This is a genomic window from Paenibacillus sp. FSL K6-2393 (assembly GCF_038002545.1).
In the GTDB taxonomy this organism is placed as follows: Bacteria; Bacillota; Bacilli; order Paenibacillales; family Paenibacillaceae; genus Paenibacillus.
In genome coordinates, this window is the sequence record NZ_JBBOCU010000001.1 from 4,580,900 (window position 1) to 4,596,612 (window position 15,713).

The following is a 15,713-nucleotide window of genomic DNA, read 5'->3' on the forward strand; positions in this document are numbered from 1 at the left end:
GCCATCACGTCCTTATTCAGATTTGACGCCGCCTGACCATTCGAATCCGATGGCATCCAAGAATGCTTTGGACAGTACCATATGGCCCGTTGCATCCGGATGTACCCGGTCATAAGTCAACACAGACGTATAGAAATGATCCCAAAATGGAGCAAATGCAGCCTGTGTATCCACATACACCGCATCATACTCACTGGCTACCCTGCGTACCGCTTCTCCGTAGATATCCATCGTTGCCCGCATCGGGTCTTCCGGATTGGCCTCAAGATAATAAGGCGTCATTAGTACCAGACCTTTCAGGTTGGGACGAACCGAAGCCACCAGTTCACGCAATGTGGATTCGTATTCTTCAAGAAACACATGTGAGTCTGTTGACAATGGGTTGTCGAACTGACGCCATACATCATTAATGCCGATCATGATCGTCAGCCAGTCCGGTTTAAGGTCAAGCACATCACGATCCCAGCGCTGTTTCAGATCACGAATCGTATTTCCACCATTACCCACATTCTGGACACGCAACATCAACTCCGGATATATGGACCGCAAGAGGGCATAGACTTGCGCTACGTAACCATGGCCCAGACCTGAACTGCCTTCACCTACAGGATGTTCCCGACCACAATCCGTAATCGAATCCCCGATAAACAAAAGCTTGTCGTTTTTTTGCAATTTCATCGTTATTTTCTCCTTCGCTTCAAAGCGCTAATATACGGATTACTCGATTAGTCAGGACCGTTCACTTGATACCGGCCAGAAAAATTACCAGCCTTGATTCTTGAGCCATGTGAGACACAGATCCGACCATACCCGAATCGCATGGTTGTCCTCAGCCAATCCAAGACCATGTGAACCTTTCTCAAAAACGTGCAAATCATAGGGAATGCCATGCTCGCCCAATGCAAGTGCGTAACGCAAGCTATTCTCTACAGGCACTGCCTGGTCAGCGCTGGTGTGCCAGATGAACGCTTCAGGAGCATCCGCTCTCACCTGCTGCTCCGCACTGAAAGCCTTTATCTGCTCGGCAGACGCGTCAGACCCAAGCAAATTCTCACGGGAACCAGCATGTCCATAGGACTCCATCGTAATTACCGGATAACAGAGAATAACTCGGTCCGGGCGTGAACTCTGGCGTTCAATGAGGTCCTCATGATCGGGTTGTCCCTCGTCATACAGCGTTCCCAGTGTTGCTGTGAGATGTCCGCCTGCGGAGAAACCAAGTACTGCAATCTTGGCAGGGTTGATGCCATACTGCTCAGCATGAGCACGAACATAACGTATGGCACGCTGACCATCTGTTAAAGGTGCAGGATGCTGGTGAGGCGCCACCCGATATTTCAGGACAAATGCACTTATACCTGCACGGTTCAACAATTCAGCTATTGGAGCACCTTCATGATCAGCCAAAAATCCATAACCGCCACCTGGACACACAATGACAGCGCTCTCTGAACCGGGGTGAATAAATAAAGTCAAATGTGGCATTTCGTCTTCATGGCCCTGGGCTGCATAAGGTGCAGCATGATCCCATAAAGGTATAGTTGTTGTCATCTTCAATCATCCTCTCCAAGTAGAACGGAACCATGGGTCCGTTTAAACGTTTTCGAATCTCAGGAATCGATACCATCATAACGGTAATGACCCTAACGCATCAATACCTTCCTGGCATCACTTTTTGATCATTTGGGTACATGTTAGTACAAATTACGGAACTGTTCAGGAGTCACCCCCTCAATCCTGCGAAAGGTTGCAACAAAATGGCTTGCATCTCGAAACCCTACCCTAACTGCAGTTTCCCTAATCGTGGGTCTATGTTCTGCGGTCATGATTTCCTTGGCTTTGCGAATGCGCAGCAAAATAAAATAACTGTAGGCTGTCATGCCAAAGGACTGCTTGAACAAGGTATTCAGATGTCTGGATGAGATCCCTGTGAGGTCAGCCATATGTTCGAGCCCAATCTCGGGATTCGCATAATGCTGTTCCATGAATGCAATGAGCGGAGCGAGTCTCTCCACGGCATGTGAGATGGAAGAACGATTGCCCGTCATGCCATGTTTTTTGAGCAAAATCAGAAATCGGTATATATCCGCTGACGCTTCGAGTCCCGATAAATCCTGATCACTTCTGATTGAATCCAGCACTTCCTGGCCGTAATCGTTGAACGGACTGCTCTGCTCCCACTGATGGAACGCCGCTTCACCCAGACTAAGCGACTCCAAGATTGCCGGACACTGGGAACCGCCAAATGTAATGTAAAGAGTCTCCCACTCTCCTTGGGCGCGCACATATTCATGCGGTTCATTCGGCGGCAGCAAAATACCTGATGCTTCCCCCAGTATGACCGTGGACCCGGCAAACTTGAATTCTCCGGCTCCCTTCACGGTCTGAAGCCAGTGGTAACAGGGATACCCCACAGGTCTGGACACCTTCTCCTGATTGCCGTTATAACCCAGGCTCTCAATATAAAGGGGTAGCGGCTGATCACGTGATGTCATGAAATATCGTTGATGTCGGGGGGAGATAAACATGGGATGCCTCCTTGGGTATAAGCTGAAATAGACTTCCGTATTCTTATATGAGTCATTACTTTTATTATATTTTAAAAGTCATATGTATCATATAGTATAGGATTATTCTTATACAAGAGGTGAACACATTGATTAGCAGCAAACTGCCCAAAATTTTCTACGGGGGCGATTATAACCCGGAACAGTGGGATCACGAAACCCACCTTGAAGACCTGCGCATGTTCCAATTGGCAGGCATTGATATTGCCACAATCAACGTATTTTCATGGGCACTGATTCAGCCTGATGAAGTTACTTACCGTTTTGAAGAACTCGACCAACTCATTAATCGTTTATATGAAAATGGTGTCTATATATGCCTTGCAACAAGCACTGCTGCCCATCCGGCTTGGATGGCAAAGAAATATCCAGACGTGCTTCGTGTAGATGCCGATGGACGCAAACGCAAATTCGGTGGGCGCCATAATTCCTGTCCCAACAGCCCGACCTATCGCAAATACGCTGAGAAGATTGCAGATAAACTGGCCGAACGATACAAGGATCACCCTGCGGTTCTCGTATGGCACATCTCCAACGAATATGGCGGTGAGTGCTACTGTGACAACTGTGAGAAAGCGTTCCGCGTGTATCTGAAAGAACGCTATCAGACTCTGGAACAGGTCAACAAAGCATGGAACACGAATTTCTGGGGGCATACCTTCTACGATTGGGACGAGATCGTATTACCAAGCAACCTGAGCGAACATTGGGGTAACAATAATTCAACGTTCCAGGGAATCTCGCTGGACTATTCTCGCTTCAACTCCGACAGCATGCTGGATTGTTATCTGTTGGAATACAATGCGATCAAAAAACATATTCCGGACTCCGTTGTGACTACCAATCTGATGGGATTCTTTAAACAATTGGACTATTTCAAATGGGCAAAATATATGGATATTGTCTCCTGGGACAGCTATCCCGGTCTCGCAACACCCGTCAGCTTCACGGCAATGGCTCATGACCTTATGCGCGGACTGAAAGATGGTCAACCGTTCATGCTGATGGAGCAAACACCAAGTCAGCAGAACTGGCAGCCATATAACTCCCTGAAACGTCCAGGTGTCATGCGTCTGTGGAGTTATCAATCTGTTGCGCACGGGGCCGATACCATTATGTTCTTCCAGCTTCGCCGCTCCATCGGTGCTTGTGAGAAGTATCACGGTGCAGTTATTGAGCATGCTGGGCATGAGAATACACGTGTATTCCGCGAAGTTGCTGAGCTGGGCAAGGAATTGCAGATCCTTGGAGATACCACGCTGGATGCATCTGTTGAATCCAAAGTAGCGATTATGTTCGACTGGGATAACTGGTGGGCCATCGAAAAATCAAGCGGACCTACCGTTGCCCTAAATTATGTAGATCAGATTCACAAATATTACGCCGCTTTCTTCCGCCGCAACATACAGGTAGATATCGTCAGTGTGGATACGGATATGAGCAAATACGACATCGTTCTCGCGCCTGTCCTTTACATGGTTAAACCAGGTTTTGCCGCCAAACTGGAGAAGTATGTTGAAGCAGGCGGAACATTCCTGACAACCTTCTTCAGTGGCATTGTCAACGAGAACGATCTCGTGACCACAGGTGGATATCCGGGAGAACTTCGTAAACTGCTCGGAATCTGGGTGGAAGAGATTGATGCCCTGCTGCCTGAGCAAAAGAACCGCATTGTCCTCAAAGAAACCTACGGTGATCTTCAAGGAGAGTATGGCTGCGGTATGCTATGTGACCTGCTGCACAGTGAGGGAGCTGAGGTCATCGCGGAGTATGGAGACGACTTTTATAAAGGCATGCCTGTTGTGACACGTAATACCTTTGGTCAAGGTGAAGCATGGTACGTTGCATCCGACCCGGATGAGCGCTTCCTGGATGGTTTGCTGGGACAGCTTGCAGCAGCCAAGAACGTAGAGTCCTTGCTTGAGACACCAGAAGGTGTTGAAGTAAGCGCACGAACCAAAGACGGCAAGCCCTACCTGTTTGTCATGAACCATAACGCAACCACGCAATCCTATGATCTGGGAACAGCTAAGGCACATGATCTGCTCACCAATCGTGAGCTTTCGGGAAGTGTTGAGATTGAAGCCCGTGGAGTGCAATTGCTCGAAATGAAATAAGCGATTTCGCTTAATTGGAATCATTCGGAATGAAAAAATGTGATAGAAATACCCGTGATACAAAGTGTCACATATTCATTCCTTTTATACTTGTTATTGTCTTCAGCAAGGATATTGGTATAGATTTCAGACCTTTATCGTCTTCTGTAAGCCAAAAGCTGCTACTTCCCGTATCCGTCTACACCGGATACGGGTTTTTGGCATGATCTGTGGTCTTTTTGATAGAAGGAAATATCAGTATGCAAAGCGAATTGGACGAGAAACACATTTTAACAAAGCCTGCCGGAACATGCTTGTGAATCCTGATGTTGATCCATTATAAAATAATGAACAGTTGAAATATTGGTGACACTCATGATGTCACTTATTCGTTGTTACAATAGGAATATAACTACGACATCACTTTCCGGCGGCGCAGATCGAAACGGAGTGGCTGACATGAACAGAACAAATCGGCTTGCTGCCATCGTAATGGCATTACAGCATGGTCACGAAACGGCACACTCATTAGGCGAGAAATTTGAAGTTTCCCGTCGCACGATTCTTCGGGATATTCAGTCCCTCTCCGAGATGAATGTGCCCATTATTGCCATTTCCGGTCCGGGAGGCGGTTTCAGACTTATGGAGGGTTACGTATTACCCCCATTACAGCTGGACCCGGTAGAAGCAGCGACGCTCATATTCGCTCTTGAAGGTCTAAGTCGCTACGCCGACACACCCTTTCATGAGAAACGCTGGACCCTGATGAACAAAGTTAAAGCCATCATTCCGGATGATATTATGTCGCGAATTGATCCCATGCTCCAACAGCTGCATCATCATATTCCAGACCGCAATTACATTCTTCCTCATCTGGACGCACTGCTGGCATGCATACCCGAACACGAGTGGCTTAGTGTGCTGTATCGCTCCGTATCACGTCAACGATGGTTGCATATCTGTCCCACACGGGTATATGCTTCCTCCGGCTTCTGGTACTGTGAGGCATATTCCCTCGAACATGGTGAACAGCGTCTTTTCCGGGTTGACCGAATTATCGAAGTCAAAGCGATCGAACCACAGGATGCACTCGTGTTTCACGAACAGGCGGATCAACAGCAGAGCAAGCCGATCCCTCCAGAACAGCCGCCAACACTAGTTAAGGCACGACTGAGTTACCGGGGAATGATTGAAGCTGAACAGGACGAGCATATTGGTGAAAAGATGATTGAAATTGCCCCGGATCTCTGGGAATTATCATTCCTTTGTCCACCAGGGGAATGGGACTGGGCCGTCCGATTCTTTTACCGATTGGGACGTGAAGCTGAAGTGATTGAACCCCTCCAACTTCGCAGTGAGATTCGTCAGCATGCCGAGGAAGTGAGCCAAAGATACCTCGCTTCAACCAAGTCGTAGCCTGACTAAACACAAAAAGGAGCCTACTGATATCATGACATATGAAGCCGTTATAACGTACGAACAAGCAGTACAGCGTATCCAGTCTATAGGGCTGCTGCCTCTGGCACCACTATTTGCCGATTATCCTTCGCTGTCATCGCTAACCCCCAAAGAACATTGGCACAAGGATGATGAACTCGATCCTTGGTTATGGCGTTCACGCCTGGCTGAGGAGGGCATTGCTGCATATGGAAAATTTGTCAAAAAGAAAGCGCTTCTTGTCTCATCTGAATACTTCCCTTGGGTACACCGACTGCTGGCCGATTCCAGAACCATCAAGGAACAGTATGAAGCGGGTCTACTCTCCCGTGAGGCGTTCAAACTCCATACGTTAGTTGCAGAACAGGAAGGCATCGATGGACGTGCCTTGCGATCACAAGCCGGTTTCGGGGCAAAAGAGGACAAAAAAACATTTGACCGTGGACTTCTGGACCTTCAGGGCTGTGCAGCCATTGTGATCAGTGGAACCAAAGAAAAAGAGGGGCTCGCAGAAGGCAAAGTTGCATGGAACAGCTCCGCATATGAAACCGCAGATCACTGGATGCAACGTCATGGCATTAAGCCATTTGAAGGCAGCATAGAAGAGGCACGTGAACTATTGACTGTGCAACTACAACAACATGCTTCACCTGCCGCATTATCAAGCATCTCCAAAGCGCTTGGCATCCGTGCAATTTAAATAAAGCCAATCCCGGTTGTAGTACAGATTTCAACCGGAATTGGCTGTGGTTCACCATATAATGCATCGTAGACGATAAGCAACATCCAGCCAGAATGAATTTAGAGAATCACGCCATCCTTGAATATGGCAATCTCCCGGAATCCATGTTGCTCACTGAGTGTATGTGACCGTCCTGAAGCAATATCAATCAGCTGGCCGAACAGCTGTATTTTGACCTCATCCATCGTCTGCCCCTCCAACAGCTGGCCTGCGTTGAAATCAATCCAGTGTTTTTTGCGATTAGCCAGATCGGATTGGGTCGCAATCTTGACGGTAGGTACCGGACCTCCGAAGGGAGTCCCCCGCCCTGTTGTGAAGAGCACAATATGTGCACCCGCCGCAGACAGTGCCGTTACAGATACCAGGTCATTACCCGGTGCTTCTACAATGTTCAGACCGGTTTGAGTTACTCGTTTGCCATAACGTAAAACGTCGACTACGGAAGAACGTCCTCCCTTTTGCGTACATCCAAGTGACTTTTCCTCCAGCGTTGTGATGCCACCAGCCTTATTACCAGGTGAAGGATTCTCATAGATGTTCTGGCCATGGTTCACAAAATATTGCTTGAAGCCGTTCACGAGGTCCACCAAATCATGAAATACCTGCTCATTGGCAGCCCGGTTCATTAAGATTGTCTCCGCACCAAACATCTCCGGAACTTCCGTCAGAATAGCCGTACCCCCGGCAGCAACCAGCATATCAGCAACTGCACCGACCAGCGGATTGGCTGTAATGCCAGATAAACCATCGGAACCGCCACACTTCAAACCAATTTTGAGTTTGCTGAGCGGAAGCGGCTGCCGTTGTTCATGTTCAGCGATCTCCACAAGTTCTTCCATCAGTCGAAGCCCTTCCTCAAGCTCGTCATCCGTTTCCTGTGCTTTGAGAAACCGTACTTTGCCGCGGTATTCCGGAGCAATACACTCTCGGAATTCATCGACCTGATTGTTCTCACAGCCCAGACCGATGACGAGCACGCCTCCTGCATTCGGATGCTCCACCAAGGAGGCCAACAACTGTTGTGTATACTTCAGATCATCACCAAGCTGTGAACACCCGAATGGATGTGGAAAGTGAAATACACCATCTACCCGGCTTCCAAACTGGGACTGCCCCATACGTGCCAATGCTTCACACACTTTATTGATACATCCAACCGTATTCACAATCCAGATCTCATTACGAATACCTGCTTCACCATTGGGGCGCAAATATCCATCGAATGAGCGCAGATGTTCCGGAGGCATGTCTGTCTGAACCTGGGCTCCCGGTTGGTACTCATATTCAAGCAATCCGTGCAGCCCTGTCTTCAGGTTGTGACTATGAATCCAGCTTCCCTGCTCGATCTGCTCTTGGGCAATCCCGATGGAGAAACCATACTTCATTACATCATCACCTGGTGCCAGCGTATGCACAGCAATCTTATGCCCCTTCGGCACGTCATCGAGCAATGTAAAGGAAACACCGTCTGGCAATGTAATACGTTCTCCTTTGGCATAATCCCGAAGCGCTATAATGACATCATCCTGTGGTTGAATGGCAATCCAGTCATTGATTGTACTTGTTGTGTTCATTTCCCTTCACCTTCCAACAATCCGATTTCACGAACAAGTGCTGCACGCAACCCTTCTCTTGCATCCAGATTTTCGCCCCAGATCAGGGTATCTGACAACACAGCCGCTACCCGGTTATCCAGTTGGTTCTGATCCCTGTTAAGCGTGTCATAACCGTCCCAGTGTGCAGCCAAAGCAGCCAGGACATCCGGGTCATCCCGCAGCAAAATGTCCTCTCCATTCAGTCGTTGTGCCTTGTAACCTTCTGGCGTATTTACCGGACGATAGAGACACAATAATCCAGCAAACCCTTGAATTAAACGTTCTGGCCAACTTGCCTGATTTTGCTCATAAGACAAAAGTGTAGGCAGCACACGAACCTTGAATTTCCCGATCGTATTCAAAGCAATATCTTGCAATTTGTGATTAATATACGGGTTAAGGAACCGTTCGAATACTTCTTCTGCATACTGGTCCAGCTGATGATCGGGCATATCCAGAGCAGGGACGATCTCCTGATGCACAGCTTCCCTGATCCATGAGCCAAAATGTGGATCTTCCATTGTTTCTCTCACATGCTGCTTGCCTTGAAGAATGCCGAGGGATGACATTAAGGTATGCGCCCCATTCAAAATACGAACCTTGCGTACCTGAAAAGGCTTCAGATCTTTCACCCAATGTACATTAAGACCTGCCTGCTTGAGAGGAAGTTTTTTGTCCAATGATTCATCACCCTGAATGGCCCAGAAATGATATGGCTCTGCCGTATTAATCAACTGGTCCTCATACCCCCAGCGATTCGTCAGGGAATCGGCTTCCTCCTGGGTCGGCGCACCTGTTACGATTCGATCTACCAGATTATTCAAGAAGTGATTATGGTTCTCGATCCATGAACGGAAGCCATCCGAATACCCATAATCCTCACTATGACGGAGGACACAACTGCGCAGCACATCACCATTGCCTTCAAGCAGTTCACATGGGAGATGAATCAAACCTCTGGATGGATCACCATCAAATTTCAAATATCGCTGATGCAGGAAAACCGTTAATTTCCCCGGAAATGATTGAACGGGTTCACCCTCGATATAGTCCGCATACGTATATTTCAATCCTGATTCGGTTGTATTGGAAATAACGAACTCAAGTGAAGGCAGTTCCGCCAAGTTCAGAAAGGCATCCCATTCCTCATACGGATTGATACACTGTGAGAAAATGGAGATCAATTCTGTCCGCTCAACTGGCTTTCCTTGAGACAGACCACGCGTAATCATTGTATATAACCCATCCTGATCGCGAATCTGCTCCAGCTTGGCCTTGCCTCCCGGTCGTGGTTGGGTAACAGCTACACTTCCATGGAATTTGCCTTGTCTGGCACTCTCATGAAGCATCCAGTCTGCAAATCCCCGCAAGAAATTACCTTCTCCAATCTGCAAAACCTTCACGGGACGCTCCATAATCTCCTTGCACTTGCGCTGACCATCGCTCCCCAGTAAATTCAGCTTCAATCTTGGCCGTTTCGTGCTTGCCGACATGGACACTCACCTCATCGATTATTTGTACTGTCGGAATGCAGCTCAAAGGCTCTGCACCCTTTTATTGTAAACGCTTTAAATTCATTGTATCATCAATAAAAGGAAATTAAATTGCTTATATTGCGGTAAATATACTCTCTCATGACCAGGTATAACATCTCGTTGAAGACGATCGTCTGGAAAGGAGTCTTTATGGAACGTTCACCTGTTCGTACGACTATTCAAGCAGAATCCGGTATTCCGTTCCGCCTGGTGTACAGCGACACCAAATCCCCTCAGAACGAACTGCCAGATCACCTTCACGACTGGCATGAAATTATCTATGTATATCGTGGACAGGGAAGCATTTTTATTGATACGGGACTTGAGAATATGCAAGAAGGAGATCTGTTCATCATTCCAGGCAGCACGGTTCACCGAGCCTTGCCGGATGCAGGCAACCCTGTCACATCTTCGGCATTGTTCTTCAGCCCGGGATTGCTTGCATCCACCGCCGGAGGTGCTGCTTCTTCCTTGCTAAGCCTGTTTGAACGTTGTCGTAAACAACGCGTGTATAAGAGGCATCTAAACACAGAGGAGCAATCACAGGTGGCCGCTTTTATTGATGATATTCAGACCGAATTCCAGCTAGGTCATCATCTAAGCGCACATGCGGCCCTGTTAAGGCTGCAACTGTTACTCATTTTTCTGGAACGTCTGGAAGCTGCAGGACCTGCGAATCCGGGTAAATCCGCTCCGGGTCCCTCATGGCTCTCTTCTACGATCTCTCATATTGACGATAACCTTCGGAGTGGCCTGTCCCTCCCCGAACTGGCGCAGTACGCCTCTGTATCCCCTGCCCATTTCAGTCGTGCCTTCAAACGATACACGGGAATGACTCTAACGGATTACGCATTAGCGCGAAGGGTCATTATGGCGAAAGAGCATCTGGTACAAGGTGATGAGACAATGGCAGCCGTTGCCGATGCTTGCGGGTTCGATAGCCTGCCCCACTTTTACCGTCAATTCAAAAAATTAACCGGTACAACCCCCGCAGCTTATCGCAGAACCATGAACAGTTCTCGTTAAAATAGAAACGCCCCAATCATATATATCCACATATTCTTCCATATGGAAGATGTGGTATGATAATCTGGATTATTACTTGTCGGAAACATTGCATTCCGTTGTCAGAGGAGCTTAGCATTCCATGTTAAACGAATTGAATCGCAGGAATATTGGCATCTTCGCCCATGTGGATGCGGGAAAAACAACTACCACCGAGCATATGTTATTTGAGAGTGGTGTCGTCCGCAGTCCGGGACGTGTAGATGACGGAACAACAGCCACAGACTCCCTGGACATTGAGAAAGAACGTGGCATATCCGTACAGGCAGCCATGACCTCTCTGATCTGGAAGAACACCATCATTGACCTCATTGATACACCTGGTCATATTGATTTCAGCTCCGAAGTAGAGCGAACGCTACGGGTAATGGATGGCGCTATTCTCATTCTGTCGGCAGTAGAAGGCATTCAGTCCCAGAGTGAAGCCATCTGGCATGCCCTTCGTTCACTTCGCATCCCAACCATCATTTATATTAATAAAATGGATCGGATTGGCGCATCTGCCCCAGCGGTAATGGAGCAGATTCGTTCTCCCCTGTCCCCTTTCGCATGCGAAATCCAAACGTATCAGCTCCATGAAGATTCATTTCATGGCATCGACTCCCTATGGAACCCAAATCAAGATTCTCTGTCAGATGGCAACCCTTCCATTCCAGGTCTGGTCGAGATACTTGCCGAGCTGGACGAAGAGGTCATGGAAGCCTACATTCAGGAAACTCCGTTATCGCAAAGGGATCTGAATGAAGCGTTCCTGCGGTATGTGCATCAGGGTGAGATGTTCCCTGTGTGTTATGGTGCTTCCGGTAAAGGAATTGGCGTCACGGCATTGCTGGACACAGTCCTTGCATTTCTGCCTGCACCTGCACAACCAGTGGACTCTCCCGTATCCGGTGTTGTGTTCAAAATTGAACGTGATCGCACGATGGGACGTACGGCTTATGTCCGTATGTATGGTGGCAGCTTACACAATCGGGATACCATCCATAATTCGACGCGGGAGCTTGAAGAGAAAGTGACGCAGATTCGCCGCATGGATGGGACGAAATGGGCGGATACCGGTGCCGTTCACGCAGGGCAGATTGCTATGCTGTACGGACTGAGTGACACACATGTGGGTGACATTATCGGCAATCCTGAGGGTGTGCCTCCTCTGCCACAGATGGCTGTACCTTTGCTGACCGTACAAGTGCATGGTAAGGACTCGGCACGTTACCCCGATCTTGTTACAGCATTGCAAGAGTTGACGGATGAAGACCCCTTACTCGACCTGCAATGGTTGCCGGAGGAACGAGAACTGCATCTCAAGGTCATGGGAACCATTCAGCTTGAGATTTTATCCAGCCTGTTGCTGAGTCGTTTCGGATTGGATGTCGTGTTTGATCCGCCATCCGTCATCTATAAGGAGACACCCCGTACAGCCGGAGAAGGTTACATCGCCTATACGATGCCTAAGCCCTGCTGGGCCATCCTCCGCTTCAAGATTGAACCTTTGCCTCGCGGAAGCGGTCTGATCTATTCCTCAACCGTAAGGACAGATGATCTGCTGTTACGTTATCAGAATGAAGTTGAACGACGAATTCCGGAAGCCTTGTCTCAAGGTATACTCGGTTGGGAAGTAACCGATCTGCGCATCACGCTGGTGGAAGGGGAACATCATGTCTGGCATACGCATCCATTGGATTTTGTCGTAGCCACACCTATGGGAATCATGGATGGATTGTCGAGAACAGGTACCACGTTGCTGGAACCCCTTCTTCAGTTCCGGCTGACGGTCCCGGAAGAATATGGCGGTAAGGCCCTTAGCGATCTGGTACATATGCGGGCAACCTTCGAAGCCCCCGTCATTGGTAGCGGACGTTGCATTATTGAAGGAGTTATGCCTCTTGCCACCTCAATGGATTATCCGGTGAAACTGCGTTCCGAGACAAGTGGCCGCGGGGTGCTTACGACTTCGTTTGCCGGATACCAAGATTGTCCTGCGGATGTGAAACATGCTCGCAAACGCAGAGGAGTTAACCCGCTGGATCAGTCGAAATATATTTTAAGTGTACGAAACGCGATTACATCATAAATGGAGTTGAACCTGTGCTTATAAAATTTCTTATCTTTGGGCTTCTATGGCGGATTGTAGGTAATCCGTTCATTGCCATCCTTATTTTACTCGTTATACTGTATTTCCTGGATCGTCGTTACGTTGGCGTATTCCCAAGCTTCACGAAACCTCTGAAGCGTATGCGTAACATCTCCCGGCTTCGGCAGCAGCTTGCCATGAGTCCCAATGAAGTTTCTTCCAAGCTGGAACTGGCTCGCCTGTTAATTGAGCGCAAGCGTTACAATGAGGCACATTCGTTATTGCTTGAACTGGAGCGCCCATACGAACAATCGGCTGAGTACTGGGAGGCATTAGGGACGACTGAGCTTCATTTGGGCAACATCGAAAAAGGCGAACGTCATATTTTGCAAGCCCTCGAGATCAACCCCAGAGTCAAGTACGGACGCCCGTACCTAACCCTTGCTGGAACCTTCAAAGATAAGCATGAGGACAAAGCGCTGGATTATGTGCATCAGTTTCAGGAGATTCATTCCTCTTCCAGTGAAGCTTATTATCTACTCGGCTCGGTTCACCGTTCCCTCGGACGTAATGAAGACGCGAAACAGGCATACGAGCAATCGTTGAACGTTTATCGTTCGTTACCCAAATACAAAAAACGTCAGGAGCGCCGCTGGGCTGTCCGCAGTTGGTTCCGCAAACGTGGCTTGTAATGTCGTAATGTCATCCGCTATACGCTGTAATCTTCATATATCACTTTTCTAACCAATAAAAGTGCACTGATCTCTGCCCTCGTATGAGCAGAAACAGTGCACTTTATTCATAACAGCGATATTAATATACCAATATCTCACGCAGTTGTTCTTCATGAAGACGCATCCAGTCAATCCGCTGTTTGAGCTTCACAATCTGATCCACAGCCACTTCCGGCTCATCTGTACCCTCGAACATCCGATTGATGAAATGCATGACCACATCCAGACTACGCAGCAAAATCAATCGAGGTATGGCCAGCAACTCTTCCGGTTCCAGGCTGACCTGTTCCCGAAATCCCTTGATCAGTCCCTCCTGAGCCTGCCACATCCAATCTTCACTCTTTTCCATGGTAAGGAGGTCAGACATCGGAACAGCCAGCTCCATTACCCGCAAATCCCATGTCGCAAATTCAAAATCCAAAATGGCACAGATTTCACCATCCTGCTGATCTACCAATACATTCGAGGCATTCACGTCCCCATGAACCAATTGATGCGGCAGATGTTCCATTCCCCGCAGGGCTTCAAACAGATCTGGCAGCTCATCTCTCAGTTGCTTCAGCTCATTCGCACATGCGGCCAATTGGTCCGGCGGCGATGTGCATAGCTGTAATAATCGTTCTGGTGAACAGAGCGGATACGCATCCTGAATTCGATAGTACGGTGGGTATACAGGTTCAAGTGGTATATCCAACGTAGCCATAACAGAAGACAGGGCCCCCGCCGCTTTACCGAGCCCCATCAATTGATCTGGTGTAAGCCAGATGGGATTGACGCCTTCCCTATAACGAAACAGAGTCACGATTTTGGTATGACCTGTGAGGGGTTCTTTTACTGGAAGGAATGTACCTCCCTCACCAGATAACCGCCTTACAGGTGAAGGTGTATCAAGCTTAAAGTTCGAACGTTGGAGGGCTGCCAGCACCTCGTGTTCAAAGGCGATTTTCATCGGATCATTATGTGTTTCATATTGTCTCATGACGTAATTAGTCCCGTCTACATGGAGCATGTAAGTAGAATTATTCATCCCACCCTTTCCACGCTCTCCTTTCCAGTCCGATGTGAAACCATGTAAAGCCAACACTTCGGAAATACGCTGCTGCTCTGAAGGATGGAGGGAACCGGAATCGATGTTTTGCACCTAAAATTAACCCCTTTATCTCACAAAATGGAACTGTCTTCTATTTATCTTAAAGGAAGTCCATCGCTCGGTCTAGTTCAGTTCCGGATCTATCAAGAGAATGGATAGTATCCAGTCCGATTAAGCTGCTCTGCAATGACACGATATCCTCTTGCATTGGGATGTACTCTGTCCCAGAACAACAGTTCACGTTCACGACCTTCAAACCTGTCATATACCTGAGCACACGCATAGTTGCCCGATCCCGCTCCATTCAGAAACGAATTATATTGGCGAACCCAGTACGCAGCTTCCGTCGCTTGTGGGTACGGGTTGTACAATCCGATGGATCGGACCATATACTCATGTTTGCCCTTTAACTGCCGAATGTGCCGCATGATCTGGGATACATTACTGCGGGTTTCTCCGAGTACCTGTGTCATTTTACTGGCATTTGGAATGCCATTACTTGCTTTGAACGTACGAATCAGATCATTCCCGCCAATGGATATGGTAATGATATCCGCTTCACGCAGCGATTGCCGTACTCGGGGATGCGAAGAGATCATCTGCAACATTTCCCCCGACGTCAGTCCATTTACGCCCATATTTTCCATGGATACAAACGTACGAACATTCATTTCTGCCATTCGCCGATATAAAGGAACAAAGCCGGTGCCCAGCAACGCTCCTGTACCTACCGTTAATGAATCGCCTATAGCCACATATCGATATACCATCCCGTCGCCCC

The 15,713-nt window shown here is 48.2% G+C and carries 13 protein-coding genes; 6 read left to right on the forward strand and 7 right to left on the reverse strand.

From position 1 onward, the window contains the following. Positions 1-12: 12 nt before the first annotated feature. From MHI14_RS20195 to MHI14_RS20205, 3 genes are all read right to left on the reverse strand, one after another. Complete coding sequence (locus MHI14_RS20195) at positions 13-678, reverse strand: SGNH/GDSL hydrolase family protein (RefSeq protein ID WP_047842445.1); 666 nt, start codon at positions 676-678, stop codon at positions 13-15. 84 nt (positions 679-762) lie between these two features. After that, positions 763-1,551 carry an alpha/beta hydrolase gene (locus tag MHI14_RS20200; protein WP_341131095.1) on the reverse strand — a complete coding sequence of 263 codons (789 nt, stop codon included), beginning with the start codon at positions 1,549-1,551 and terminating at the stop codon, positions 763-765. Positions 1,552-1,694: 143 nt separating this feature from the next. Continuing rightward, positions 1,695-2,528 (reverse strand): AraC family transcriptional regulator, encoded by an 834-nt coding sequence (locus MHI14_RS20205; RefSeq protein WP_091031988.1) that lies wholly within the window; start codon positions 2,526-2,528, stop codon positions 1,695-1,697. Between the two features lie 128 nt (positions 2,529-2,656). Between MHI14_RS20205 and MHI14_RS20210 the strand changes: the two genes are divergently transcribed. From MHI14_RS20210 to MHI14_RS20220, 3 genes are all read left to right on the forward strand, one after another. Further along, positions 2,657-4,684: a beta-galactosidase gene (locus tag MHI14_RS20210; protein ID WP_341131096.1), complete on the forward strand. Its 2,028-nt coding sequence runs from the start codon at positions 2,657-2,659 to the stop codon at positions 4,682-4,684. 438 nt (positions 4,685-5,122) lie between these two features. Next, on the forward strand, positions 5,123-6,079 hold the full coding sequence (locus MHI14_RS20215) for a helix-turn-helix transcriptional regulator (RefSeq protein WP_341131097.1): 957 nt from the start codon (positions 5,123-5,125) through the stop codon (positions 6,077-6,079). A 34-nt stretch (positions 6,080-6,113) separates the two neighbouring features. After that, positions 6,114-6,800 (forward strand): AlkZ-related protein, encoded by a 687-nt coding sequence (locus MHI14_RS20220; RefSeq protein WP_289391971.1) that lies wholly within the window; start codon positions 6,114-6,116, stop codon positions 6,798-6,800. 101 nt (positions 6,801-6,901) lie between these two features. On the opposite strand, the gene MHI14_RS20225 is transcribed toward MHI14_RS20220, so the two are convergent. After that, a complete protein-coding gene (locus tag MHI14_RS20225) occupies positions 6,902-8,416 on the reverse strand; it encodes a UxaA family hydrolase (RefSeq protein WP_341131098.1) in 1,515 nt (504 codons plus the stop codon). Beyond that, positions 8,413-9,930, reverse strand: a complete 1,518-nt coding sequence (locus tag MHI14_RS20230) for a tagaturonate reductase (RefSeq protein WP_289391969.1) — start codon at positions 9,928-9,930, stop codon at positions 8,413-8,415. Before MHI14_RS20230 ends, MHI14_RS20225 begins: the two co-directional genes overlap by 4 nt. Before the next feature lie 192 nt (positions 9,931-10,122). Between MHI14_RS20230 and MHI14_RS20235 the strand changes: the two genes are divergently transcribed. The 3 genes from MHI14_RS20235 (at position 10,123) to MHI14_RS20245 (ending at position 13,800) form a co-directional block, all read left to right on the forward strand. Then, a complete protein-coding gene (locus MHI14_RS20235) occupies positions 10,123-10,998 on the forward strand; it encodes an AraC family transcriptional regulator (RefSeq protein ID WP_339309113.1) in 876 nt (291 codons plus the stop codon). A 121-nt stretch (positions 10,999-11,119) separates the two neighbouring features. Next, a complete protein-coding gene (locus tag MHI14_RS20240; RefSeq protein WP_341131099.1) occupies positions 11,120-13,108 on the forward strand; it encodes a translation factor GTPase family protein in 1,989 nt (662 codons plus the stop codon). 14 nt (positions 13,109-13,122) lie between these two features. Beyond that, complete coding sequence (locus tag MHI14_RS20245) at positions 13,123-13,800, forward strand: tetratricopeptide repeat protein (RefSeq protein ID WP_341131100.1); 678 nt, start codon at positions 13,123-13,125, stop codon at positions 13,798-13,800. 121 nt (positions 13,801-13,921) lie between these two features. Here the strand turns inward: MHI14_RS20245 and MHI14_RS20250 are convergent, their stop codons facing one another. Further along, positions 13,922-14,983, reverse strand: coding sequence for a phosphotransferase (locus MHI14_RS20250; protein WP_341131101.1), 1,062 nt, complete (start codon positions 14,981-14,983; stop codon positions 13,922-13,924). A gap of 92 nt (positions 14,984-15,075) precedes the next feature. Further along, positions 15,076-15,702, reverse strand: coding sequence for a GDSL-type esterase/lipase family protein (locus tag MHI14_RS20255; protein WP_339309109.1), 627 nt, complete (start codon positions 15,700-15,702; stop codon positions 15,076-15,078). Positions 15,703-15,713: the final 11 nt, after the last annotated feature.

Bases quoted from the DNA above. Each gene is read 5' to 3' on its own strand.
- MHI14_RS20235 (WP_339309113.1), top strand. From the start codon at position 10,123: ATGGAACGTTCACCTGTTCGTACGACTATTCAAGCAGAATCCGGTATT.
- MHI14_RS20215 (WP_341131097.1), top strand. From the start codon at position 5,123: ATGAACAGAACAAATCGGCTTGCTGCCATCGTAATGGCATTACAGCAT.
- MHI14_RS20220 (WP_289391971.1), top strand. From the start codon at position 6,114: ATGACATATGAAGCCGTTATAACGTACGAACAAGCAGTACAGCGTATC.
- MHI14_RS20240 (WP_341131099.1), top strand. From the start codon at position 11,120: ATGTTAAACGAATTGAATCGCAGGAATATTGGCATCTTCGCCCATGTG.
- MHI14_RS20225 (WP_341131098.1), bottom strand. From the start codon at position 8,416: ATGAACACAACAAGTACAATCAATGACTGGATTGCCATTCAACCACAG.
- MHI14_RS20205 (WP_091031988.1), bottom strand. From the start codon at position 2,528: ATGTTTATCTCCCCCCGACATCAACGATATTTCATGACATCACGTGAT.
- MHI14_RS20255 (WP_339309109.1), bottom strand. From the start codon at position 15,702: ATGGTATATCGATATGTGGCTATAGGCGATTCATTAACGGTAGGTACA.
- MHI14_RS20230 (WP_289391969.1), bottom strand. From the start codon at position 9,930: ATGTCGGCAAGCACGAAACGGCCAAGATTGAAGCTGAATTTACTGGGG.
- MHI14_RS20200 (WP_341131095.1), bottom strand. From the start codon at position 1,551: ATGACAACAACTATACCTTTATGGGATCATGCTGCACCTTATGCAGCC.
- MHI14_RS20195 (WP_047842445.1), bottom strand. From the start codon at position 678: ATGAAATTGCAAAAAAACGACAAGCTTTTGTTTATCGGGGATTCGATT.